Source organism: Inquilinus sp. Marseille-Q2685, from assembly GCF_916619195.1.
GTDB lineage: Bacteria > Pseudomonadota > Alphaproteobacteria > DSM-16000 > Inquilinaceae > Inquilinus.
Genome location: NZ_CAKAKL010000011.1, coordinates 76,927 through 97,647, shown reverse-complemented (window position 1 = coordinate 97,647; position 20,721 = coordinate 76,927). Strand labels below are relative to the sequence as shown.

The 20,721-nt window shown below is 71.1% G+C and carries 26 protein-coding genes; 13 read left to right on the top strand and 13 right to left on the bottom strand.

Features of this window, described 5'->3' with window-relative positions; genetic code table 11:
• Positions 1 to 112: 112 nt before the first annotated feature.
• A complete protein-coding gene (locus LG391_RS31335; RefSeq protein ID WP_308013080.1) occupies positions 113 to 1,450 on the bottom strand; it encodes a transcription antitermination factor NusB in 1,338 nt (445 codons plus the stop codon).
• 60 nt (positions 1,451 to 1,510) lie between these two features.
• Between LG391_RS31335 and LG391_RS31330 the strand changes: the two genes are divergently transcribed.
• On the top strand, positions 1,511 to 1,990 hold the full coding sequence (locus LG391_RS31330; RefSeq protein ID WP_225772506.1) for a MaoC family dehydratase: 480 nt from the start codon (positions 1,511 to 1,513) through the stop codon (positions 1,988 to 1,990).
• 142 nt (positions 1,991 to 2,132) lie between these two features.
• Here the strand turns inward: LG391_RS31330 and LG391_RS31325 are convergent, their stop codons facing one another.
• On the bottom strand, positions 2,133 to 2,852 hold the full coding sequence (locus LG391_RS31325; protein ID WP_225772504.1) for an HAD family hydrolase: 720 nt from the start codon (positions 2,850 to 2,852) through the stop codon (positions 2,133 to 2,135).
• An 8-nt stretch (positions 2,853 to 2,860) separates the two neighbouring features.
• Positions 2,861 to 3,499: a LysE family translocator gene (locus LG391_RS31320; RefSeq protein WP_225772502.1), complete on the bottom strand. Its 639-nt coding sequence runs from the start codon at positions 3,497 to 3,499 to the stop codon at positions 2,861 to 2,863.
• Positions 3,500 to 3,597: 98 nt separating this feature from the next.
• On the opposite strand from LG391_RS31320, the gene LG391_RS31315 reads away from it, so the two are divergent.
• Positions 3,598 to 4,386, top strand: coding sequence for a GNAT family N-acetyltransferase (locus tag LG391_RS31315; protein ID WP_225772501.1), 789 nt, complete (start codon positions 3,598 to 3,600; stop codon positions 4,384 to 4,386).
• A 214-nt stretch (positions 4,387 to 4,600) separates the two neighbouring features.
• On the opposite strand, the gene LG391_RS31310 is transcribed toward LG391_RS31315, so the two are convergent.
• Positions 4,601 to 5,353 carry an SDR family oxidoreductase gene (locus LG391_RS31310; RefSeq protein WP_225772499.1) on the bottom strand — a complete coding sequence of 251 codons (753 nt, stop codon included), beginning with the start codon at positions 5,351 to 5,353 and terminating at the stop codon, positions 4,601 to 4,603.
• 148 nt (positions 5,354 to 5,501) lie between these two features.
• Positions 5,502 to 5,786: a hypothetical protein gene (locus LG391_RS31305; RefSeq protein WP_225772498.1), complete on the bottom strand. Its 285-nt coding sequence runs from the start codon at positions 5,784 to 5,786 to the stop codon at positions 5,502 to 5,504.
• 208 nt (positions 5,787 to 5,994) lie between these two features.
• Here LG391_RS31305 and LG391_RS31300 point away from each other — a divergent pair, with 208 nt between their 5' ends.
• The 4 genes from LG391_RS31300 to LG391_RS31285 all read left to right on the top strand — a co-directional run bounded on the left by LG391_RS31300 (position 5,995) and on the right by LG391_RS31285 (position 8,029).
• Complete coding sequence (locus LG391_RS31300; RefSeq protein ID WP_225772496.1) at positions 5,995 to 6,765, top strand: SDR family NAD(P)-dependent oxidoreductase; 771 nt, start codon at positions 5,995 to 5,997, stop codon at positions 6,763 to 6,765.
• 121 nt (positions 6,766 to 6,886) lie between these two features.
• Complete coding sequence (vapB, locus tag LG391_RS31295; RefSeq protein ID WP_225772493.1) at positions 6,887 to 7,132, top strand: type II toxin-antitoxin system VapB family antitoxin; 246 nt, start codon at positions 6,887 to 6,889, stop codon at positions 7,130 to 7,132.
• A gap of 118 nt (positions 7,133 to 7,250) precedes the next feature.
• Positions 7,251 to 7,541: a DUF1778 domain-containing protein gene (locus LG391_RS31290; protein WP_225772491.1), complete on the top strand. Its 291-nt coding sequence runs from the start codon at positions 7,251 to 7,253 to the stop codon at positions 7,539 to 7,541.
• Positions 7,541 to 8,029, top strand: a complete 489-nt coding sequence (locus LG391_RS31285) for a GNAT family N-acetyltransferase (RefSeq protein WP_308013079.1) — start codon at positions 7,541 to 7,543, stop codon at positions 8,027 to 8,029. Before LG391_RS31290 ends, LG391_RS31285 begins: the two co-directional genes overlap by 1 nt.
• A gap of 220 nt (positions 8,030 to 8,249) precedes the next feature.
• On the opposite strand, the gene LG391_RS31280 is transcribed toward LG391_RS31285, so the two are convergent.
• Together LG391_RS31280 and hisD are read right to left on the bottom strand one after the other, a co-directional pair.
• Positions 8,250 to 8,606, bottom strand: a complete 357-nt coding sequence (locus tag LG391_RS31280) for a hypothetical protein (RefSeq protein WP_225772487.1) — start codon at positions 8,604 to 8,606, stop codon at positions 8,250 to 8,252.
• A gap of 2 nt (positions 8,607 to 8,608) precedes the next feature.
• Positions 8,609 to 9,937 (bottom strand): histidinol dehydrogenase, encoded by a 1,329-nt coding sequence (hisD, locus tag LG391_RS31275; RefSeq protein WP_225772485.1) that lies wholly within the window; start codon positions 9,935 to 9,937, stop codon positions 8,609 to 8,611.
• 186 nt (positions 9,938 to 10,123) lie between these two features.
• Between hisD and LG391_RS31270 the strand changes: the two genes are divergently transcribed.
• The 3 genes from LG391_RS31270 to LG391_RS31260 are packed head-to-tail and all read left to right on the top strand — an operon-like array spanning position 10,124 to position 12,679.
• Positions 10,124 to 11,083: an ABC transporter substrate-binding protein gene (locus LG391_RS31270; RefSeq protein WP_225772483.1), complete on the top strand. Its 960-nt coding sequence runs from the start codon at positions 10,124 to 10,126 to the stop codon at positions 11,081 to 11,083.
• A 10-nt stretch (positions 11,084 to 11,093) separates the two neighbouring features.
• A complete protein-coding gene (locus LG391_RS31265) occupies positions 11,094 to 11,897 on the top strand; it encodes an ABC transporter permease (RefSeq protein WP_225772480.1) in 804 nt (267 codons plus the stop codon).
• Positions 11,894 to 12,679 carry an ABC transporter ATP-binding protein gene (locus tag LG391_RS31260; RefSeq protein WP_225772478.1) on the top strand — a complete coding sequence of 262 codons (786 nt, stop codon included), beginning with the start codon at positions 11,894 to 11,896 and terminating at the stop codon, positions 12,677 to 12,679. Before LG391_RS31265 ends, LG391_RS31260 begins: the two co-directional genes overlap by 4 nt.
• Before the next feature lie 173 nt (positions 12,680 to 12,852).
• Here LG391_RS31260 and LG391_RS31255 read toward each other — a convergent pair whose 3' ends face one another.
• The gene (locus tag LG391_RS31255) at positions 12,853 to 13,137 is read right to left on the bottom strand and encodes a hypothetical protein (RefSeq protein ID WP_225772477.1); all 285 of its coding nucleotides are present in this window, start codon (positions 13,135 to 13,137) and stop codon (positions 12,853 to 12,855) included.
• A gap of 233 nt (positions 13,138 to 13,370) precedes the next feature.
• Here LG391_RS31255 and LG391_RS31250 point away from each other — a divergent pair, with 233 nt between their 5' ends.
• Positions 13,371 to 13,781 carry a VOC family protein gene (locus LG391_RS31250; RefSeq protein WP_225772475.1) on the top strand — a complete coding sequence of 137 codons (411 nt, stop codon included), beginning with the start codon at positions 13,371 to 13,373 and terminating at the stop codon, positions 13,779 to 13,781.
• 109 nt (positions 13,782 to 13,890) lie between these two features.
• On the opposite strand, the gene LG391_RS31245 is transcribed toward LG391_RS31250, so the two are convergent.
• From LG391_RS31245 to LG391_RS31235, 3 genes are all read right to left on the bottom strand, one after another.
• Positions 13,891 to 14,271 carry a DUF427 domain-containing protein gene (locus tag LG391_RS31245; RefSeq protein ID WP_225772473.1) on the bottom strand — a complete coding sequence of 127 codons (381 nt, stop codon included), beginning with the start codon at positions 14,269 to 14,271 and terminating at the stop codon, positions 13,891 to 13,893.
• Positions 14,272 to 14,445: 174 nt separating this feature from the next.
• Positions 14,446 to 15,603, bottom strand: coding sequence for an FAD-binding oxidoreductase (locus tag LG391_RS31240; RefSeq protein WP_225772471.1), 1,158 nt, complete (start codon positions 15,601 to 15,603; stop codon positions 14,446 to 14,448).
• A 15-nt stretch (positions 15,604 to 15,618) separates the two neighbouring features.
• The gene (locus LG391_RS31235; protein ID WP_225772469.1) at positions 15,619 to 17,226 is read right to left on the bottom strand and encodes an FAD-dependent oxidoreductase; all 1,608 of its coding nucleotides are present in this window, start codon (positions 17,224 to 17,226) and stop codon (positions 15,619 to 15,621) included.
• 132 nt (positions 17,227 to 17,358) lie between these two features.
• On the opposite strand from LG391_RS31235, the gene LG391_RS31230 reads away from it, so the two are divergent.
• From LG391_RS31230 to LG391_RS31220, 3 genes are read left to right on the top strand one after another with little or no spacing between them, the layout of a single operon-like run.
• A complete protein-coding gene (locus LG391_RS31230) occupies positions 17,359 to 17,979 on the top strand; it encodes a TetR/AcrR family transcriptional regulator (RefSeq protein ID WP_225772468.1) in 621 nt (206 codons plus the stop codon).
• Positions 17,973 to 18,611 carry a glutathione S-transferase family protein gene (locus tag LG391_RS31225; RefSeq protein ID WP_225772466.1) on the top strand — a complete coding sequence of 213 codons (639 nt, stop codon included), beginning with the start codon at positions 17,973 to 17,975 and terminating at the stop codon, positions 18,609 to 18,611. The genes LG391_RS31230 and LG391_RS31225 overlap by 7 nt, the downstream gene beginning before the upstream one ends.
• Before the next feature lie 13 nt (positions 18,612 to 18,624).
• Entirely contained in the window at positions 18,625 to 19,134 is a 510-nt protein-coding gene (locus tag LG391_RS31220; protein WP_225772464.1) for a DUF1697 domain-containing protein, read from the top strand.
• Here LG391_RS31220 and LG391_RS31215 read toward each other — a convergent pair.
• Both LG391_RS31215 and LG391_RS31210 read right to left on the bottom strand, forming a co-directional pair.
• Complete coding sequence (locus LG391_RS31215) at positions 19,131 to 20,198, bottom strand: alpha/beta fold hydrolase (RefSeq protein ID WP_225772462.1); 1,068 nt, start codon at positions 20,196 to 20,198, stop codon at positions 19,131 to 19,133. The two genes, LG391_RS31220 and LG391_RS31215, sit on opposite strands and share 4 nt — an antisense overlap.
• 94 nt (positions 20,199 to 20,292) lie before the next feature.
• The gene (locus tag LG391_RS31210) at positions 20,293 to 20,679 is read right to left on the bottom strand and encodes an SgcJ/EcaC family oxidoreductase (RefSeq protein ID WP_225772460.1); all 387 of its coding nucleotides are present in this window, start codon (positions 20,677 to 20,679) and stop codon (positions 20,293 to 20,295) included.
• Between the last annotated feature and the right edge of the window lie 42 nt (positions 20,680 to 20,721).

Sequence of the window (20,721 nt, the reverse complement as noted above, 5' to 3'; positions counted from 1 at the left end):
TCCGTTCCTCCCTGGCCCCGGTGATCCCGGCCTCGTTCGGGCGGAACTGTGAAAGAAGGCGCGCCGGAGCGCAATTTGTTTTTGTCTGATTATTAGCGAAAGAGTGAAGGAGTCAGGACCGCCGCTTCAGCCGGGCGATATGGAAGCCGTCGAGGCCGCCGAGATCCGGCCAGTGCGAGGGCAGGGTGCGGACGTCGCCGGCCGGGGTCAGGAACTCGGCCGACCCGCCGACCTCCGACGCCGCCACCGGCACGCGCATCAGCCGGTCGTCCTCGGCCAGCAGCCGGCCGATCTGCGATTCGCCTTCCTCGGGCAGCAGCGAGCAGGTGCACCAGATCAGGATGCCGCCCGGGCGCACCAGCTCGACCGCCCGGCGCAGCATCCGCGCCTGGGCCGCGGCCAGCTTGGCCACGTCCTCCGGCCCCTTCAGCCGCGGCACGTCGGGGTGGCGGCGGATGGTGCCGGTGGCGCTGCAGGGCGCGTCCAGCAGCACGCCGTCATAGGGGGCGCCGGCGGTGAAGGTCTCGGCATCGGCGGTGTGCAGCTCGGCGGAGAGGCCCAGCCGCTCGAGATTCTCGGCCACTCGCTTCAGCCGCCGGGTCGAGCGGTCCAGCGCCGTCACCGTGGCGCCGGCCGCGGCCAGCTGCGCCGTCTTGCCGCCCGGCGCGGCGCAAAGGTCGAGGATGCGGCGGCCCGGGATCGGGCCGAACAGCCGGGCCGGCAGGGCGGCGGCGGCGTCCTGCACCCACCAGGCGCCCTCGGCGAATCCCGGCAGATCCGGCACCATGCCGCCGGCCTCGCGCCGCAGCGTCCCGGTCGGCAGCGGCCGGGCGTCGAGCTGCCCGGCCCAGAGATCGGGGTCGGCCTTGACCGAGAGGTCCAGCGGCGCCTCGTGCAGATGGGCCTCGGCGATGGCGGCGGCGGTGGCGGCGCCATAGGCCTCGGCCAGGCGCGACCACAGCCAGTCCGGCGTGTTCAGCCGGGCGGCGTCCTGCCCGGCCAGCAGGGCCGGGCCGTCCTCGGCCAGGCGGCGCAGCACGGCGTTGACCAGCCCCTTCATGCCGGCGAAGCCGGTCAGCCCGGCCAGCTCGACCGATGTGTCGACCGCGGCGTGGGACGGCGTCGCCAGGAACAGGCGCTGGGCCAGGCCGAGCCGCAGCACATCGCGCACCGTGGCGGCGCCGCGCGGCAGCGGCGTGTTCAGCGCGCCGTCGATCAGCGCGTCGATCTGGCCCAGGCGGCGCAGCGTGGGGGTCAGCAGCAGGCGGGTGAAGGCGCGGTCGCGCGGTTCCATGCCCTGCAGGGCGAGATGGGAATCGAGGGCCTCGTCGATCGGGCGCCGCTGCGCCAGAACGGCCCGCAGCAGCTCGACGGCGGCCTTGCGCGTGGCCAATCCGGTGTCGGTCATGCGCGGGATGTAGACCATCGGCGCCGGGCGGACCAGTGCCAACGCGCACTTTCGCGTTCGGCCCCGCCGCGTCATGCTGGGGCAAAGAGGGAGAACACGCCGATGCCGCCGGACACCACCGCCGCCCGCCGCCTGTATCTGGAGGATCTCGAGGTCGGGCAGCGCTTCGGCTCGGGCACCGTCGCGGTCACGCCCGAGGCGATCAAGGCCTTCGCCGCCCAGTTCGACCCGCAGCCCTTCCATCTTGACGAGGAGGCGGCGAAGGCGACCTTCTTCGGCGGGCTCGCGGCCAGCGGCTGGCACACCGCGGCCCTGACCATGAAGCTCCTGGTCGGCGGCGAGTTCCTGCCGGTGGGCGGGCGGATCGGCGGCGGCACCGACGAGATGCGCTGGCCGCGCCCGGTGCGCCCGGGCGACGTGCTGCGGGTGGAGAGCGAGGTGCTGGAGATCCGGCCGTCCCGGTCGCGCCCCGACCGCGGCCTGGTCAAGACCCGGATCACCACCCTGAACCAGGCGGGCGAGCCGGTGCAGGTGATGGTCGCCAATATGGTTGTGCCGAAGCGGCCGGCGTCGTCGTCGTAGCCGGGCTGTCAGGAGCTTCTTCAACTGTCATGCCCGGGCTTGACCCGGGCATCCAGGGAATGTCGATGCCGCTCTGGGCGGCCCCCCTGGATTGCCGGGTCAAGCCCGGCAATGACAATAAAAGGAATCGTCGTCGAGCGTCCTATCCCAGCAGCCGCGCCACCAGCGCCGGCACCTCGCGGATCGAATCGAGCGTGTGGAAGCCGGGCGGCGCGATCTCCGGCCGGGCCACGGCCTCATGCGCCCAGGTGATGCGATAGGGGATGTGCACCGCCTGGCCGCCGAGGTCGAGCACCGGCAGGATGTCCGAGCGCATCGAGTTGCCGATCATCAGGAACCGCTCCGGCGTCGCGCCGGCGCGCTGCAGGATCCGGCGATAGGTCGCCTCGTCCTTCTCGGCCACGATCTCGACGCTGTCGAAGCGCTCGGCGAGGCCGGAGCGGGCGACCTTGCTCTCCTGGTGGAACAGGTCGCCCTTGGTGATCACGATCAGCCGGATCCGCCCGGCCCTGGCCTCCGGCGCCAGCGCGTCGAGCGTCTCGACCACGCCATCGATCAGCTCGACCGGATGGTCCATCATCGCCTTGCCGAGGTCGAGGATGGTGCGGATCTCGCCGGCGCCGATGCGGCCGCCGGTGATCTCGATCGCGGTCTCGATCGTCGACAGGGTGAAGCCCTTCACGCCGTAGCCGAAGGTCTTCAGGTTGCGCGCCTCGGTGTCGAGCAGGGTGCGCTCGAGCGTCTCGGCGTCGGCCCAAGGGGCGAGGAGGGCGACCAGCCGGGCATGCGTCTCCTCGAAAACGGATTCGCTGTGCCACAGCGTGTCGTCCGCGTCGAAGGCGACCGTCAGGGGAGCGGGCATCGGGACCGTCAGCTCCGGCGCGCGGCGAAGCCGGTGATCGACTCGGTCAGCGCGTGCAGGGCGAAGCCGAGGAACAGGACGCCGGAGGCGCGGACGAACCAGATCTCGTGCCGGCGGTAGAAGCCGCGCACCGCCGAAGCGCCGGCGACGGCGACCAGGATGACATAGGCGGCGACGGCGCCGAGGCAGGCGGCGCCGACCAGGGCCGGCAGCTCCGACCAGGTCAGGCTGGCGGCATAGCTGGTGAGCAGGGCGGTGAAGGTGGCGACGGCCACCGGATAGCCCTTCGGGTTGGTGACGCCGAACAGCAGGCCCCGCAGCAGCGGCCGCCGCACCGAGGTGTCGATGCGGCCGTCGGAGCCGCGGCGCACGGTCAGCGCCGACCAGCCGAGCCACAGCAGATAGGCGCCGCAGATCAGGCCGAGCGCGTCGAACACCGCCGGGCCGATCACCTGGGCGCCGATGATCGCGGTCAGCGCCAGCGCTGACCACAGCGCGTCGCCGACCAGGTGGCCGCACAGAAAGGTGGCGCCAGCCTTTCGCCCCTGGCCGGCGGAGATGCCGAACAGGGCCAGCACCGCCGGCCCCGGCGAGATGCCGTAGGCGAAGCCGGCGAGGCCGGAAGCCAGAAGCAGGGTGCCGTTCACGATTCCTCCGAAACAGGCGGGGCTGCGGTCGCAGCCGGCCCCAAAATCGGCCATAAGGGACGCCCGGGGCAAGCCCGGCGCATCGTGCGGAGGACGGGATGGACACGACGGAGATCCTGAGGCGCTTCGACGCCGAGCTGCGGCGGGTCCCGGTGCAGGCCGATCCGGCCTACCGGGTCGAGCCTCTGCCCGACGTCACCCGCGTCATCGGCCCCGGGCTCGGGGTGCATGACAACTTCGTGCTGTGGAGCCGGCTCGACGCCGCCTCGGCCGACGCCGCGATCGCGCGGGAAGCCGCGTTCTTCGCGAGCGAGGGCCGGTCTGTCGAATGGAAGCTGTACGGCCATGACGCGCCAGCCGATCTCGGCCGGCGCCTGCAGGCCGCCGGCTTCGTGCCGGAGGAGCCGGAGACGCTGCTCGCGCTCGATCTCGACGGCCCGCTGCCGCCGCCGGTCGATCCCGAGGGCGTCACGATCGAGCGGGTGGTCGACCCGGTGCGCTTCGGCGCCATCGACGACCTGATGGCCGCGGTCTACGGCGCCGATGAAGACTGGCGGTCGGAGGGGCTGGGGGCGGGGATCGCGGCCGCGCCGGACCGGCTGTCGGTCTATCTCGCCATGGCCGACGGCCATTGCGTCTCGGCCGGCTGGATCCGGTTCCATCCCGGCACCGCCTTCGCCGATCTGTGGGGCGGCGCCACCCGCCCGCACTGGCGCGGCCGCGGCATCTATCGCGCTTTGGTGGCAAAGCGCGCCGCCGAGGCGAAGCAGCGAGGCTTCCGCTTCCTCACCGTCGATGCCTCCTCAGAAAGCCGGCCGATCCTGGAACGGCTCGGCTTCCGGGCGCTGACCACGACCACGCCCTATGTGCGGGAGGCGGGAGCCTGATCGCGTCGGTCCGGACGTAGCCAGAGGCTGGGATGTTGCCTCTCCCGTTTACGGGAGAGGTCGGAGACGCGAAGCGGCTCCGGGTGAGGGGATTTCGTCGAAGCCTGGGCCAGCCCTCACCCGGCCGTCCTGCGGACGTCCGACCTCTCCCGCGTCCGGCGGGAGAGGCAATACGAAGACGCTCGTCAGGACGGTTTGAGGCCCCGCGGTCAGCCTAACCCCGCCCGATATAGGGCATGGCCGTCGCCATCACGGTGACGAACTGGACATTCGCGTCGAGCGGCAGGGACGCCATCATCAGCACGGTGCTGGCGACATGGGCCGCGTCCATCAGCGGCTCCGGCTTGATCGAGCCGTCGGCCTGGGGCACGCCCTTGGCCATCTTCGACGCCATGTCGGTGGCGGCGTTGCCGATGTCGACCTGGCCGCAGGCGATGTTGTATTTGCGCCCGTCCAGCGAGGTCGACCGGGTCAGGCCGGTGATGGCGTGCTTGGTCGCGGTGTAGGGGGCGGAGTTCGGCCGCGGCACATGCGCCGAGATCGACCCGTTGTTGATGATCCGGCCGCCCTGCGGGTCCTGGTCCTTCATGATCCGGAACGCCTCCTGCGTGCACAGGAACGGGCCGGTCAGGTTGGTGTCGACCACCGCCTTCCACTGCTCGAAGGTCAGGTCCTCCAGCGGCACGCCGGGGGCGCTGACGCCGGCATTGTTGAACAGCACGTCCAGCCGGCCGAAGCGGGCCTTGGCGGCGTCGAACAGGGCGCGGACGCTCTTCGGGTCGGTGACGTCGGTCGGCACCGCCAGGGCCTGCTCCGCGGGCACGCCCGACAGCTGGATGGTCTCCGACAGCGCATCCTGCCGCCGGCCGGCCAGCACCACCTTGTACCCGTCCTTGAGGAAGGCCAGGGTCACCGCACGGCCGACGCCCGACCCGGCCCCCGTCACCAGCGCCACCTTGCTTGCCATCTGCGTCTCTCCCGTATCGGTTCTCGGGGTCGGCTCCGCCCCGTCGGAACGGACCCTAGCGGTTATGTCCGACTTAGTCAGCCGGAATGCTGCCGAATTGGGCCAGGGTGAAGCATGCGCCTCGCGGGGCCGTGGTATCGGGGAATGCTCAGCCCGCGGCCTGCAGCTCCGCCGCGTCGTCGGCGACCGAGGCCAGCACGTTCCTGACCACGAAGATCTGGCCGAGCTTGCGGGCCACCATCTCCCATTCCGGGCAGGCCTCGCGGCGGACCGCGATGGTCACGCGCATCTCGTCGCCCTGGCGCTCGGCCGAGACGCGTTCGGGCACGACATCGCGCAGGCAGAAATGCTCGAGCAGGCGGGGCAGCAGGTTGGTGTCGGCCGTGCCGACCACATGAAAAAGGACCTGCGCGTCGTCGCGGGTCATGGTCATCGTCTTCTCCCGGGAAATGCGAACAGCACACGGACGAAGACCCCGGGGGAGCCGGCGCGGCCGGCCCGGGGCCTAGTGGCTAATTCGCAGGGAGCGCGTGGTGACCATGACTCATGGTTAACCGCTCGGGACCGGATTGGCAACCGTCGAGGTCTTGACCCGCTCCGGGCGTCGCGCAAGCCTGCGCTGCATTCGGCAGGAGGAAGGCATGGTCGATCCGGCTTCGGGGCCGCTGGCGGGGCGGCGGGCGCTGGTGACGGGGGCCGGCCGCGGCATCGGCGAGGCCCTGGCCCTCGGCCTGGCCGCGGCCGGCGCCGGCATCGCCCTGGCCGGCCGCGACCGCGCGGCGCTGGACCGGGTGGCCGAGGCGGTGCGCGAGCGCGGCCGGCAGGCGGTGCCGGTGGTGCTCGACGTCGCCGATACCCGCAGCATCGACCGCGCCTTCGCCGCCGCGGCCACGGCGCTGGGCGGGCTCGACATCCTGGTCAACAACGCCGGGGTGGAGGAGGTGCGGCCGTCGCTTTCGGTCGACGAGGCGCTGTGGGACCGGATCGTCGACACCAACCTGAAGGGCGCCTTCTTCTGCGCCCGCGCCGCGGCGCTGCTGATGAAGCCGCGGGGCGGCGGAGCCATCCTCAATCTGTGCTCGCTGACCTCGGAGGTCGGGGTGCCCGGCGCCGTGCCCTACGGCGCCTCGAAGACCGGCCTCGTCGGCATGACCCGGGCGCTGGCGACGGAGTGGGCGAAGGACGGCATCCGGGTCAACGGCATCGGCCCGGGCTATTTCCGCACCGCCCTGACCGAGGTGTTCTACCAGGACGAGGCCTGGCAGCAGCGCATGCTCGGTGCCATCCCGATGGGCCGCTTCGGCCGGATGGACGACCTGGTCGGCCCCGCCGTCTTCCTTTGCTCCGACGCCGCCGCCTATGTCACCGGGCAGGTGCTGTATGTCGATGGCGGGTACCTGGCGTCGATTTGAGCGAGTTGACTGCCATTCTTGGCGTCATCGCGAGGCGCGCAGCGCCGTGGCAATCCAGGGGGCTGCTGGATCGCTTCGCCTTCGGCTCGCGATGACGGTACTGTTGGAAGCGAGACTTCCTATGGGGCTTGGTGTGATCTGCACGAAGCTCTTCACCAGCAGGCACGGCCAGATGGTGTGCTTGCCAAAAGCCATCGCCTTCCCGGAGGGCACGGATGAGGTCGAGATCCTCAAGATCAGCGACAGCCGTCTGGTCACGCCGGTCGGCAAGCGCTGGGATGATTTCTTCCTGCGTGGATCGGGCGCCTCGGAGGACTTCATGAAGGAGCGATGGCAGCCGAAGGCGGAAGAGCGCGAGCCGCACTGACAGGGCCAGCGCGATTGGTGGGATGTTGGGTTCGCGGTCGCGAACCCAACCTACAACTGCGTAATGACAACGACATTACTAAAGGTTACATTAGACCTGTTACCGAAGAGGCTTTCCCATGCCGACCTCCGGCGCCGAACGCAGCAAGCGCGATACGCTGAATCTCCGGATCAGGCCCGAGTTGCGGAGCCTGATCGACCGCGCCGCCAAGGCCCGCGGGAAGAACCGCACGGAGTTCGTGCTGGAGGCTGCGCGCTCGGCCGCCGAGGAAGCGCTGCTCGACCAGACCATCATCGCCGCCAGTCCAGAAGCCTACGAGGCGTTCCTCGCCCGGCTCGACATGCCGCCGCGGCCCAATGACCGCCTGCGCAAGACCATGCAGACGCGGCCGCCCTGGAATAAGGCGTAGTGGTCTCAGCGCCCGAGCCGCTGGCATCGCATCACGAGCTCAAGCCATTCGCGTCGGGTGTGGACAGCCTCGACCAATGGCTCAGACGCCGTGCTCTGAAGAATCAGGCGACCGGAGCGTCCCGAACCTTCGTTGCCTGCGAGGGGCAGCGCGTGATGGCGTACTACGCCCTGGCGGCGAGCGCGGTCACCGTCGAGGCGGCATCCGGCCGCTTTCGCCGCAACATGCCGGACCCGATCCCGGTCGTCGTTCTCGGCCGGCTGGCGGTGGATCGCTCCAGGCAGGGCGAGGGGCTGGGCCGGGCGTTGGTGCAGGACGCCGCCCGGCGCGTGGTCCAGGCGGCGGATGCGATCGGTGTCCGCGGCATGATCGTCCATGCCCTCTCCGCCGAGGCCCGGGCGTTCTACGAGCGGACCGGCTTCGAGCCGTCGCCTCTCGATCCGATGGTGCTGATGGTCACGCTGGCCGACCTTCGGGCCTGCCTGTGACCGAAGGGCAGGGCGGACGTGTCACGCATAGGAGGGCGGCTTCGCTTTCGCGGCTTGCTCCGCGCCTATACCTACGGCCTTTAAGATCAACCATTCGGTCTCTTCCCGTCATGGCGAGGCGCGGAGCGCCGTGGCCATCCAGGGGCCGGTGCGAGCCGCCCTGGATGGCCACGCCCCTTCGGGGCTCGCCATGACGGGTCTATGTCTTGGGCCGTCGGGACTATTCCTGATGAAACTCCGCCGTCACCTCGATCGCGCCGACGATGGCGGCGTTGAAGGCCGGCAGGTCCTCGGCTGGGATCCAGCATTCGAGGTGGCTGCGGCCGCCGGCCTCCTGGACCTGGTAGCGGTCCAGTAAGTCGCGCCGCACCTGGAAGCGGGTGACATAGCCGGAGCCGCTGGCCGGCACGTTCCAGTCGCGGGCGATCTTGACGGCATAGTCCTCCGACAGCACCGGGTAGAAGATCGGCTGCTCCGGCAGGCGGGGTGGGAAGGCGCGCATGCCGGCCTCCCGGATCAGCCGCAGCTCCTCCGGCCCGACCGGGCGCCACAGCGTGACGGTCTCGGCCTCGGCCATGCTCAGCCCCGTTTCAGCAGCCCGTCCCGCACCTCGGACACCGCGCGGGCGTGGCCGTCGAAGCCTTCATAGGTCGCCAGCGTCCGCGCCTGCTCGGCCAGGGCCGGATAGCCGGCGGCGCTGACATAGCCGATTGAGGTCCGCTTCAGGAAGTCGAACACCGACAGCGGCGAGGCGGTGCGGGCGTGGCGGCCGGTCGGCAGCACCGCGTTCGGGCCCAGCACGAAATTGCCGATCGTCACCGGCGTGTGCGGGCCCAGCAGGATCTCGCCGGCATGGTCGATCCGCGCCGCGTCGGCGAAGGGGTCGCGCGACAGGATCTGCAGATGCTCCGGCGCGTAGTCGTTGACGAAGCCGACCGCCGCGTCCCAGTCCGGCGCCAGCACGATGCCGCCGCGCGGGCCGGTCAGCACGGCGCGGGAGAAGCCGGCGCGGCCCGCGCCCATTTCCGCCCAGTGCCCGGGCAGCGCGGCGGCCGCCTGCTCCGCGACCTTGCGGCTGTCGGTGACGAGCCAGGCCGAGCTGTCCGGCCCGTGCTCGGACTCGATGATCAGGTCCAGCGCCGCCAGCGCGCCGTCGACGCTGCCGTCGGCCAGGATGATGGATTCGCTCGGCCCCGCCGGGGTGCCGGTGTCGATCGCATCGGCCAAGAGGCGCTTGGCGGCGACGACATAGGGGCTGCCGGGGCCGACGATCTTGTCGCATTTCGGGATCGTCGCGGTGCCGTAAGCGACCGCCGCGACGCCCTGGGCGCCGCCGGCGGCGAAGACCTGGGTGACGCCGACCCGCTTCGCCACGGCCAGCGTCGCGGTGTCGACCTGCCCGTCCGGGCCGGGCGGGGTGATGATCACGACGTTCGGCACCTTCGCCGCCAGCGCCGGGATCGTGGTCATCATGGCGACGGAGGGGAAGGCGCCCTTGCCGCGCGGCACGTAGCAGGCGACCGACGGGATCGGCCGGATGCGGTCGCCGGCGAAGACGCCGGGGCGCACCTCCTTCCACCACATCTCCTCCGGCAGCTGCGCCTCGTGGAAGCGGCGGATGCTGTCGGCGGCGAAGTCGATCGCGGCCATCACCTCGGGCTCCAGCGCGCCCGGCGCCGCGTCCAGCGCCGACTGGCCGACGCGCAGGCTGTCGGCCGAAACCGTCGCCTTGTCGAAGTCGCGGGTGAAGCGGGCCACGGCCTCGTCGCCCTCGGCCTGCACCGCCGCCACGATCGGCCGTACGGCGTCGAGGAAGGGGCCGAGATCGGCCTCGGTCCGGGCCAGCAGGGCATGGCGGCCGGCGGCGGACAGCGTCGACAGGTCGTGGATTCGGATGGCGTCGCTCATGGCCTTGTCCCGCGATGGCGAAAATTCGTCGGACTTTATAGGGGGCGTCGATTGACTCTGCGAGCCGCCACTTTATGAATTGTCGCTCCGCAAAAACAGCGCGGCGGCCAACGGCCGTGCCTCAACAGGGGAATGGCGATGGGACATCATGGTGGCGCGCGGGGGGCCGTTCTGGCGACCTCGATTATGATCGGTCTGGCCTGGGCCGGCCCGGCTGCGGCGCAATCGGTTCCGGCGAAGCCGGAGGCCGGCGGCTTCAAGATGGGCATCGAGCCCTGGCTCGGCTACGGCCTCTGGCATGTCGCGGCCGAGAAGAAGCTGTTCCAGGCCCAGGGCCTGTCGGATGTCGAGATCATCAACTTCACCCAGGACAAGGATGTCAACGCCGCCCTGGCCAGCGGCCAGCTGGACGGCGCCAACATCGCCACCCACACCGCGCTGGTGATGGCGGCGGCCGGGCTGCCGATCAGGATCGTCGCGGTGCTCGACGTCAGCATGACCGCCGACGCCATCCTGGCCGGGCCGGACGTCAAAGGCATCGCCGACCTCAAGGGCAAGGAGGTGGCCTATGAGGAGGGCACCACCAGCCACATCCTGCTGAACTACGCCCTCGCGGCCAACGGCATGACGCTGGCCGACGTCCGGTCGGTGCCGATGCCGGCCTCGGATGCCGGCGCGGCGCTGATCGCCAAGCGCGTGCCGGTGGCGGTGACCTACGAGCCCTATCTGACCCTGGCGCGCAGCCAGGATCCCGCGGTCAAGCTGCTGTACACCGCGGCGGAGGATCCGGGCCTGGTCTCCGACGTCTTCGTGGTGCGCGAGGAGGTGCTGAAGGAGAAGCCGGGCCAGATCGCGGCGCTGCTGCGCGCCTGGCAGGCCGCCCATGACGACTATGCCAAGGACACGGCGGGCGGCCGGGCCATCATCGCCAAGGCGGTGGGCGCGTCGCCGGAAGAGCTGTCGACCGCCTTCGACGGCGTCACCTTCTACACCCTGGCGGACAACAAGGCCCAGCTGACCGGCGCCTTCACCCAGCACGTCATCGCCGACGTCAAGAAGGCCGCCCAGGCCGCGGGGCTGCTGCAGGGCGACGTCGACGCCGCCGGGCTGATCGATCCGCGCTTCGTCGCCGCCGTCGCTCAGTGACCCTGGGCCAATGACCGCCGGCCGGCCGCGCCTCTTCCGCCTCGACACCAGGCTGACGCCGGCGCGCTTCGCCGGCATCGCCGCGCTGGTCTTCCTCGGCCTGCTGCTGCTGTGGGCGGCGGTGACGCTGACCGGGCTGGTGCGGCCGCTGTTCCTGCCCTCGCCGGTGCAGGTGGCGGGCCGACTGTGGTCGTTGGCGCAGTCCGGCCAACTGTGGGACGACGCGGCGGTCAGCATCTACCGCATCCTGGTCGGCTTTCTGCTGGCCACCGTGTTCGCGGTGCCGATCGGCGTGCTGATCGGCCGCTACCATGTGTGGGAGGCGCTGATCGAGCCGGTGGTGGATTTCGTCCGCTACATGCCGGTGGTCGCCTTCGTGCCGCTGACCATCCTGTGGACGGGCACCGGCGACCTGCAGAAGTTCCTGATCATCTGGATCGGCACCTTCTTCCAGCAGGTCCTGCTGATCATGGACAACGTCAAGCGCGTGCCATGGGACTTCATCGATGTCGGCCGCACGCTGGAGATGAAGCCGCGCCGGATCCTGACCGCGATCGTGATCCCGGCGGCGCTGCCCGGGATCTGGGATTCGATGCGGATCAGCCTCGGCTGGGCCTGGACCTGGCTGGTGCTGGCCGAGCTGGTGGCCGCGACCTCCGGCCTCGGCTACCGCATCACCACGGCGCAGCGGTTTTTCCAGACCGACACGATCATCGGCTACATCCTGGTGCTGGGCGTGCTCGGCCTGGTCACCGACCAGGGCATGAAGGCGCTGGCGCAGCGCCTGTTCCCCTATGAGCGGGCGCGGCGATGACGGCGCGGCTGGAGGTCCGGTCCCTGTCCAAGAGCTTCGTGCAGAAGCAGGACCGGCTGCAGGTGCTGCAGGGCATCGACCTGGTGCTGGGCGAGAACGAGTTCGTGTCGCTGGTCGGCGCCTCGGGCTGCGGCAAGTCCACCCTGCTGTCGATCGTCGGGGGGCTGCAGGACTTCGACGAAGGCGCGGTGCTGGTCGACGGCCGGCCGATCGCGGGGCCGGGCCGCGACCGCGGCGTGGTGTTCCAGAGCTACACGCTGATGCCCTGGCTGACGGCGCTCGGCAATGTCGAATTCGCCCTGCGCGGCCTCGGCCTGCCGGCGGCGCAGGTGAGGGAGACGGCGCGCGAGCACCTGGCGCTGGTCGGCCTCGCCCGCTTCGCCGATGCCTGGCCCAGCCAGCTCTCCGGCGGCATGAAGCAGCGCGTCGCCATCGCCCGGGCGCTGTGCTACCGCCCCAAGATCCTGCTGATGGACGAGCCGTTCGGCGCGCTCGACGCCCTGACCCGGCAGCAGATGCAGGAGCTTCTGACCGACATCTGGGAGGCGCACCGCCTGGCCGTGCTGTTCGTGACCCACGATGTCGACGAGGCGGTCTACCTGTCCGACCGGGTGGCGGTGATGTCCAGCCGGCCGGGCCGGATCAAGGAGATCGTGCCGGTGCCGCTGCCGCGCCCGCGGGCGCCGGAGATCGCGGAGACCGACGAGTTCATCCGCCTGCGCCACCGCATCCTCGGCTCGATCCGCGAGGAGGTGAGGCGGATGGCGGAGGCGGACGGCTGATACCGGCGGCCCGAAGCAATGGACCGTCATGGCGAGCCCCGCCCCGGAGTCCAATTGGGGGGCGTGGCCATCCAGGGCGGCTCGCACCGGTCCCTGGATGGCCACGGCGCTGCGCGCCTCGCCATGACGGGGAAGGAATCGAAGATCGATCTTAAAAACCGCCGGTATAGGTCTCAGTGCAGCGTGACACCGGTGTCGATGGTCTGCACCGGCGCGACGCCGACCTCGGCGCCGACGCGCATATTGGCGCTGGCCCGCTCGAGCAGCGGCGTCACGCCCTCCGCCTCGACCGAGGCGGCGATCATCTGGCCGGTCAGGAAGGCCAGCGCCCCGATCAGCGCGCCGCTGACCGCCTGCGGGTCGCCGCCGGCCTCGGCGGCATAGTCCTCGGACCGCTCGCCGATCAGGGCGAGAAGATCATTGTGGATCTGCTGGGTCAGGGAGCCGACGGTGTCCATCCTCTTCCTCCTCGGCGGCGTTCCGGGGCAGGGGCCGTGCGATGTTGGCTATGGGCATCAATAGCGGCCGGGCAGCGCCGGTTCCGGCATCCGGACCGGGTTCCGCAGCAGAACCCTGGAATGTTGCCGCTTTGTTTCCGGGTGGGGCGGACGCTATGCTGGGCCATCTCCGTCGCATCGGCTGGCGAGCCCGATGCGCGGAACACAGAAGGCCATGCGCCGCGGGGAGGGCCATGTTCAGCCACATCACGGTGGGCACCAACGACATCGACCGGGCCAAGCAGTTCTACGACCGGGTGCTGGCGGCGATCGGCCTGCGCTGCCAGCTCGACGACCGGGTCGCCGGCTGGCTGTGCTACGTACCGGAGGCCGACAGCGGCCCGGAATTCCTGATCTGCCGCCCGATCAACGGCGAGAAGGCGACCTTCGGCAACGGCGTCACCATCGGCTTCAACGTGCGCGAGCGCGGCCAGGTCGACGCCTTCCACAAGGCGGCGCTGGCGGCGGGCGGCGCCGACGAGGGCGCGCCCGGCACCCGGCCGCACTATCACCCGCACTACTACGGCGCCTATGTCAGGGACCCGGACGGCAACAAGCTATGCTGCGTCTGCCATCGGGCGGACGCGCCGGGACTGTTCCCGTAGCATCGCTGCCGCCCTCCGTCATTGCGAGGAGGCGAAGCCGACGAAGCAATCCAGGGGCCGGTGGAAGCCGCCCTGGATTGCTTCGCTGCGCTCGCAATGACGGGTCGGTTCAGCCCGGCTGCTCGGCGATCGAATCGACGCGGTCCGGGTAGAAGGCGAGGTGGTCCTTGATGCCTGCGACGGCGTCGTAGGGCGCCTCGTAGGTCCAGACCGCGTTCGCCGCGCGATCGCCGCCGGCCGGGATGCTGTAATAGGCGGCGTCGCCCTTGTAGGGGCAGTAGGTCGCGTGGTCGGTGCGCTGCAGCGCCGCCATGTCCACGTCCTTCCGCGGGATGTACTGCACCGGCGGGTAGCTCGCCTCGCGCAGCGTCAGCGCGTTGCGGCTGTCGGCGACGACCCGGCCGGCGATCGTGACCACGACCCGTGCCGGATTCGGCGTGACCGTGATCGGGTGGTCGGGTCCGGGGATCTTCCTCGGCTTCTCGCTCATGGCGCTCGGCCCTGCTGTATGCTGGACCTTCGATGTGGGGTCCGGGCCGCGGCAGGGGAAGGGGCGGTCGCTCATGTCAACGGCCGGAATCGTGATTCGTCATGGCGAGCCCCGCCTTCCGGATGCCCGGGTCAGGCCCGGGCATGAGGGGGCCGCCTATCCCCGGCCCCGCCGTCACGCCGCGACCGGCGGCAGCCAGCCCTGGGCCTCGCGCCAGTCCTTGGGCAGGCCGGCGAAGCGGTCGAGGCGCATGGTCGAGAGGTCGGCGAAGCTGCAGGCGCCGTCGAGGATCAGGTCGCGGATGGCGTGGCCGCTGGCCGGCGACAGGCCGAAGCCGACGCTCGACATGGTGGCGACGATGGCGTTGTCGAAGCCCGGCATCCGGTCGATCACCGCCCGCCCGTCCGGCGTGTTCTCGATCACGCCCGACCAGCTGCGGATCATCCGCACATGCGCGGCCTTCGGGAACAGCTCCATCAGCCGCCGGCCGATGTTGCGCAAGAGTGGGCTGGACGGCTTCGGCGGCGTCGAGAGGTCGGCCGGCGGCAGCCATTCATGCGGGCCGCCGCCATAGACCAGGTTGCCGCGGAGCGTCTGCCGTCCGTACAGGCCGTTGCCGTCGACCCCGCTCATCGGCATCGGCGGCAGCGGCTCGGTGACGATCATCTCGGCCCGGCCGGAGGCGACCGGCAGGTCGACGCCCAGCATCCCGGCCAGCAGGCCGGTCTGCGGCCCAGCCGCGATCACCACATGATCGCAGCCGAAATCGCCGCGGTCGGTGCGGACCGTCGTCACCTTGCCGCCTTCGGTGTCGAAGCCGGTCACCGTGCAGTGCTGCAGGATGCTGCCGCCCAGATCCTGCAGCGCCCAGGCATAGGCCTGGGAGGTGCGCTGCGGGTTGGCGTGGCCGCCATAGTTCAGCAGATAGCCGCGCTCGACATTGTCGCCCACCAGCGGCGCCAGCTCGCGGATCTGCTGGCCGTCCAGGGTCTCGTAATGGAAGCCCTGCTTCTCGCCCATCCGCACCCAGCCCAGCATGAACTCGACGTCGGATTCGTGCAGCACGATCTTCAGCCGGCGCGGCTGGTGCTCGGTCGGATAGCCCAGGAGCTCGTCCATCTGCGGCCACAGCCGCTGCTCCTCGGCGAAGAGCGGGCTCTGCGGATGGGTGCAGCCGCCGCCGTTGCGGCCCGACGCCTCCCAGCCGACGATGCCCTTCTCCAGCACCAGCACGTCGACGCCGCTGCGGGCCAGCCACCAGCCGGCGCTCAGCCCCGTGACGCCGCCGCCGATGATGACGACCGAGGCGCCGTTCTTCTCCGTCCCTGCCATGATCCGCCCTCCGCCTCAGCCCTGCTTCGTCTCGCCGGCGGGGATCTCCCACCACGGCATCCACTGGCTCTCGATGCCGAACCAGGAATCCCATTCCTGCCGCACCACCGCGGCCTCGTCCTGCGGCCACAGCACCTTCAGCGGCAGCGGCCGCACCGGCGGGCGATAGCTGGCCAGCGGCACCCGGCCGACATCGACGCGGGACGACAGGGCCAGCAGCATCGCCACCTGCTCGCGGCAGCGGCGGCCCTGGCACAGCCCCATGCCGGCGCGGGTCAGGCGCTTGACCTGGTCCTGGTTGACCGGGCCGTCCTCGAGGAGGGTGGTCAACGACCGGGTGCCCATCTTGTTCGACTTGCGCTCGAGATAGCGGGGCGGGCTGATGTCCAGCAGCTCGCCGCGGCTGACCTCCTCGCACTGGCAGACCAGCACGTCGAGCCCGCCGGTGTTCAAGAGCGCTTTCAGCCAGGTCATGCGGTGATCGGCCTGGCCCTGGACCGGCTGGGCCAGCCCGGCCCGGGCCGCCACGACGTCGCCCTCGGCCGCCTTGCCCAGCGACGCGGCGGCGGCGATGGCCGCCACCCGGCCCTCCTGCTGCGCCACGGCGGGGTCGACCGATTTGGCGGCGTGGATGCCGGCGCAGTCGCCGACGGCATAGGCGAAGGGCCGGGCGGGGCGGCCGTCCTTGTCGATGACCGGCACATGGCCGCCGCGGGCGGGGGCGTGCACCAGCGCGGCGTCCAGCGCCGCCAGCAGCTCGATGTTCGGCACCGTGCCGATGCCGAGAGCGACCGTGTCGCAGGCGATGTCGCGCTCGCTGCCCGGCACCGGCGACAGCTGGTCGTCGATCCGTACCAGGGTGGCGGTGGTGACGCCCTCGACGCCGCCCGAGGCCGCCTTGATCACATGGCCGGTCAGCACCGGCACGCCATGGGCCTTCACCGCCTCGACCAGCTCGGCGGGGCCGACCGGCTGCTCCGCCACTTCGACCAGCCCTGCCACCTCCAGCCCGCGGCCCAGCGCCGTCAGGGCCAGGTCCAGCGCCTCGGCGCCGGTGCCGAGGATCAGGAGACGCCGGCCGGCGAAAGCGTCGTAGCCGGCGATCAGCCGGTGCGCCGCGGTCACGCCCATCACCCCGGGCAGGTCCCAGCCGGGGAAGGACATGCCCAGGTCGCGCCGCCCGGCGGCGACCACGACGCGGTCGAAGCCGACCAGCCAGGACCGGTCGGTGTCGGCCAGGCCGGCGACCGGGCCCGGCATCCACTGCACCCCGGGGGCGTTGGCGAACAGGCCCCAGACCGTGGTCTGCAGCAGAACCTCGACACCCTTGTCGAACAGCTCCGCCAGCTCCGGCGACGCCTCCAGGAAGGTCTCCAGCAGCCGGCCGGGGGTGTTCACCGCGGCGGTGGCCCGGCCGCCGAAATGCAGCGGCACGTCCATGCCGATCAGGGCACCGTCGACCGGGTTCTCGTCGACCAGCAGCACCTCCAGCCCGCGCGCCGCCGCCTCGGCCGCCGCGGCGATGCCGGCCGGGCCGGCGCCGATGACGAGAAGCTGGACATGGCGTTCGACCTCCGGGGTCTTCCCGGCGACGGATTTCGGGTCGATCGGGGGATGGGACATGGCTGGCTTGGTCTCCGACGCGGCGTCCGGGCCGGCTCCCCTCTTGCCTTGCCTGCGGCGGGCATCCAGGGTGGGGTCGGCATCTGGCTGGTGACGCAAGGCTACCGCCGGCACCGATCGAGGACGGACGCATTGGCGACAGCGAAGAACAGCAAAGCGACGGCGGAGGCGGGAAACGGCCGCCGGACGCTGAGCCGCGAGGACTGGATCCGTGCCGCGCTGAAGGTGCTGGAGAAGGGCGGCGTCGCCAGCGTCAAGGTCGACCGGCTGGCCCGGTCGCTGAAGGTGACGCGCGGCAGCTTCTATTTCCACTTCAAAGGGCTGAAGGACCTGCTGGCGGCGCTCCTGGACGAATGGCGCCGCCGCAACTGCGCGCCGTTCGAAGCCCTCGATGGTCGGGCCGACCTCGAGGGGACGGCGTTGTTCCGCGCCTTCCGCAACGTCTGGGTCGACGAGGACCCGTTCAGCCCGGCGCTGGACATGGCGGTGCGGGACTGGGGCCGCGCCTCGAAGGAGGTGGCGCGGGCGGTGCAGGGCGCCGACGATTTCCGCATGGGCCTGCTGCGCCGCGCCTTCGACCAGATGGGCTATGACGGCGACGAGGCGCTGATCCGAACCCGGGTCAGCTATTTCCACCAGATCGGCTACTACGCCATGGCCTTCCGCGAGCCGCGGCCGGAGCGGCTGCGCTATCTGACGATCTATGACGACGTCTTGACCGGACGACCATTCAGGGAATCGGAGCCATGCTGACGATCTGGGGCCGGCGCAACGCCTTCAACGTGCAGAAGGTGATGTGGCTGGTGGGCGAGCTCGGCCTGCCGCATCGGCACATCCCGGCCGGCGGCGATTTCGGCGGGCTGGACGACCCGGCCTTCCGCGCCAGGAACCCGCATGGCCGGGTGCCGGGGATCGACGACGGCGGCACGGTGGTGTGGGAATCGCACAGCATCCTGCGCTACCTGGCGGCCCGGCATGGCCGGTTCTGGCCGGCGGACCCGGCCGAACGGTCGCTGTCCGACCGCTGGATGGACTGGTCGCTGGCGATGCTGCAGCGCGATTTCATGGATTTGTTCTGGGGCTATTGGCGGACGCCGGAGGCCGAGCGCAACCGCGAGCTGATCGCCCGCAAGCAGGAGGCCTGCGCCGCCCATTTCCGGCTGCTGGACGAACACCTGGCCGGCCGTCCCTTCCTGGCGGGCGACGCCTTCGGCCTGGCCGACATCCCGGCCGGCACCGTGCTGGTCCGCTATTTCGGCATGGGGCTGGAGACGCCCGCGGTGCCGCATGTTCGCGCCTGGTACGCCCGGCTGGCCGGGCGGCCGGCCTATCGCGAGCATGTGATGATGCCCTTCGACGACATGTATGGGCGGCTGGCCTATTAGGCTGGAGGCGGATGTGACCAGCTTCGTCATCCTGCTGCGAGCGGTGAATGTCGGCGGCACCGGCAAGCTGCCGATGAGCGACCTGAAGGCGCTGTGCGAGAAAGCCGGCCTCGCCGACATCCGCACCTACATCGCCAGCGGCAACGTCGTCTGCCGCAGCGAAAGGACGGAGGCCCAGGTCAAGGCGGCGGTGGAAGCCGCGCTCGAGGCCTATGCAGGCAAGCCGGTCGGCGTGCTGGTGCGCAGCGCCGCGGAGATGGCGCAGGTGCTGGCGGCGAACCCGTTCCCGGACGCCCCCCCGAACCGGACCGTGGCGATCTTCCTCGACGCCCCGCCGCCGGCCGATGCGTTGGACAAGGCCACCGGCCTGCAGGGCGAGGAGATGCGGCTGGGCAGACGCGAGATCTATGTCCATTACGGCGACGGCATGGCCCGCTCCAAGCTGGCGATCCCGGCGGCGAAGGCCGGCACCGCCCGCAACATGAACACCGTCGCCAGGCTGGCCCAGATGGCCGCGGATTAGCGCCCGTCCAGGAAGGCCGCGATCTCCGCGATCAGTGCGTCGCGGCCGCGTTCGGCGCGGTCGAGATGCGCGTAATGGGTGGCGCCGGGCAGGGTGATGCTGCGCACGCCGGCGGACCGCGTCGCGTCACGGGCGAAGGCGGCGATGTCCTCCGGCCGGCTCCAGAAATCATGCTCGGAACGGACCAGCAGCACCGGGGCGGTGATCGAGCCGGCGTCGAACAGCCGGCGGCCGCCCGCCTGGAGGAAGCTGTCCTCGGTGGCGCCAGCCGGGGCGCGGAAGGCCGGGGGATCGCGCGCCTCCGCGGCCGGGTCGCTGGCCAGCGCCGCCCGGGCATAGGCCTCGGCGACGGCGGGGTCGCGCCATCTGGCCTTGTCCTCGGCCGGAATCGACTCGTCCCAGGAGGGAAACAGCGAGGCAGCGGTGGTCAGCCTGTAGCCGCCGAGCCTGGGGCTCAGCCGGTCGGGACGGTCCGGGTCGGCGGCGGGCGAGCCGGGGCCCAGCGTCGGGTGCCGGTCGGCGCCGCCATAGAGTGCGTTCAGCACCACCAGATGGCCGACCCGCTCGGGCCAGAGGGCGGCGTACCAGGCCGACCACATCCCGCCGGTGGCCCAGCCGACCAGCGCGACGGTGTCGGTGCCGGTGCGCTCCGCCGCCAGCCGCGCCACGGCGTCGATGTCGCGCACCACCTCATGGCCGCGGGACAGCGGCCGGCTCTCCGCCGCCGGACGGTCCATCGCCGCCGGCCGGTCGGAGCCGCCATAGCCGCGCGCATCCATGACGAAGACGGCGCGGCCCAGCCGCTCGGCCAGATCCGCGGCCAGGGAGCCGCCGGGCATGTCGAGGTCGAAGGAGGCGATCCCCGGCACCCGGGCGCCGTGGAGCAGGATGATCGGCTCGCCGGCGGCTCCGGCGCGGGGCCGGATCTCGCGGACACGGATGCCGACCCCGTCCGCGGTCGTGGCCCGCAGCTCCTCGCGGACCAGGTCGGGGGCCGCTTCGGCGGGACCGGCGGCGAAGGCAGCGGCCAGAAGGAAGGCTTTGGAGGCGCGCAGGACGGACACGGTTTCCTCCGGGCTAGTGGGCTCCGGACGTATTTCGGGCTCCGCGGCCGATCGATCAAATATCGCTTCTGCTCGCTTTGATATCCGTCCGATATCAGGCGGGCTGCACCGTCAGCAGGTTGGCGTCGCGGGTCAGCAGCCAGCGCCCGTCCGGCTGCTTCTTCAGGATGGTCAGAGTCCAGCCCGTGCGCCGCACCGGCTGGCCGACCGGCGGGATCATGGTGACGTCGAGATAGCTGCGCAGCCAGGCCCAGTCTCCCAGCACCTGCAGCTCGCGGATCTCGCCCCTTCCGTCGATGCGGAACTCCGACTGCCCGGCGGAGGCGGCGGCGAAGGCCTCCTTGCCGAAGGGCTCGTGGCCGGGGACCATGAAGACGACATCGTCCGACATCAGGCTCAGGACGGTCGCCGTGTCGCCGGCCTTGCTGGCCTCCATCCAGGTCTCGACCAGGTCGCGGATCGAGCGCTCGTCATCCGTCATCGCAGGCCTCTCCGGTTGCGGGACGGAGTCAGTCTAGCCGGA

Coding starts and splice junctions, on each gene's coding strand:
- LG391_RS31290 (WP_225772491.1), top strand. CDS start 7,251: ATGCCGACCTCCGGCGCCGAACGCAGCAAGCGCGATACGCTGAATCTC.
- hisD (WP_225772485.1), bottom strand. CDS start 9,937: ATGAGCGACGCCATCCGAATCCACGACCTGTCGACGCTGTCCGCCGCC.
- LG391_RS31225 (WP_225772466.1), top strand. CDS start 17,973: ATGCTGACGATCTGGGGCCGGCGCAACGCCTTCAACGTGCAGAAGGTG.
- LG391_RS31260 (WP_225772478.1), top strand. CDS start 11,894: ATGACGGCGCGGCTGGAGGTCCGGTCCCTGTCCAAGAGCTTCGTGCAG.
- LG391_RS31310 (WP_225772499.1), bottom strand. CDS start 5,353: ATGGCAAGCAAGGTGGCGCTGGTGACGGGGGCCGGGTCGGGCGTCGGC.
- LG391_RS31210 (WP_225772460.1), bottom strand. CDS start 20,679: ATGACGGATGACGAGCGCTCGATCCGCGACCTGGTCGAGACCTGGATG.
- LG391_RS31265 (WP_225772480.1), top strand. CDS start 11,094: ATGACCGCCGGCCGGCCGCGCCTCTTCCGCCTCGACACCAGGCTGACG.
- LG391_RS31250 (WP_225772475.1), top strand. CDS start 13,371: ATGTTCAGCCACATCACGGTGGGCACCAACGACATCGACCGGGCCAAG.
- LG391_RS31280 (WP_225772487.1), bottom strand. CDS start 8,606: ATGGCCGAGGCCGAGACCGTCACGCTGTGGCGCCCGGTCGGGCCGGAG.
- LG391_RS31315 (WP_225772501.1), top strand. CDS start 3,598: ATGGACACGACGGAGATCCTGAGGCGCTTCGACGCCGAGCTGCGGCGG.
- LG391_RS31325 (WP_225772504.1), bottom strand. CDS start 2,852: ATGCCCGCTCCCCTGACGGTCGCCTTCGACGCGGACGACACGCTGTGG.
- LG391_RS31240 (WP_225772471.1), bottom strand. CDS start 15,603: ATGGCAGGGACGGAGAAGAACGGCGCCTCGGTCGTCATCATCGGCGGC.
- LG391_RS31245 (WP_225772473.1), bottom strand. CDS start 14,271: ATGAGCGAGAAGCCGAGGAAGATCCCCGGACCCGACCACCCGATCACG.
- LG391_RS31255 (WP_225772477.1), bottom strand. CDS start 13,137: ATGGACACCGTCGGCTCCCTGACCCAGCAGATCCACAATGATCTTCTC.
- LG391_RS31330 (WP_225772506.1), top strand. CDS start 1,511: ATGCCGCCGGACACCACCGCCGCCCGCCGCCTGTATCTGGAGGATCTC.
- LG391_RS31235 (WP_225772469.1), bottom strand. CDS start 17,226: ATGTCCCATCCCCCGATCGACCCGAAATCCGTCGCCGGGAAGACCCCG.
- vapB (WP_225772493.1), top strand. CDS start 6,887: ATGGGGCTTGGTGTGATCTGCACGAAGCTCTTCACCAGCAGGCACGGC.
- LG391_RS31305 (WP_225772498.1), bottom strand. CDS start 5,786: ATGACCATGACCCGCGACGACGCGCAGGTCCTTTTTCATGTGGTCGGC.
- LG391_RS31270 (WP_225772483.1), top strand. CDS start 10,124: ATGATCGGTCTGGCCTGGGCCGGCCCGGCTGCGGCGCAATCGGTTCCG.
- LG391_RS31300 (WP_225772496.1), top strand. CDS start 5,995: ATGGTCGATCCGGCTTCGGGGCCGCTGGCGGGGCGGCGGGCGCTGGTG.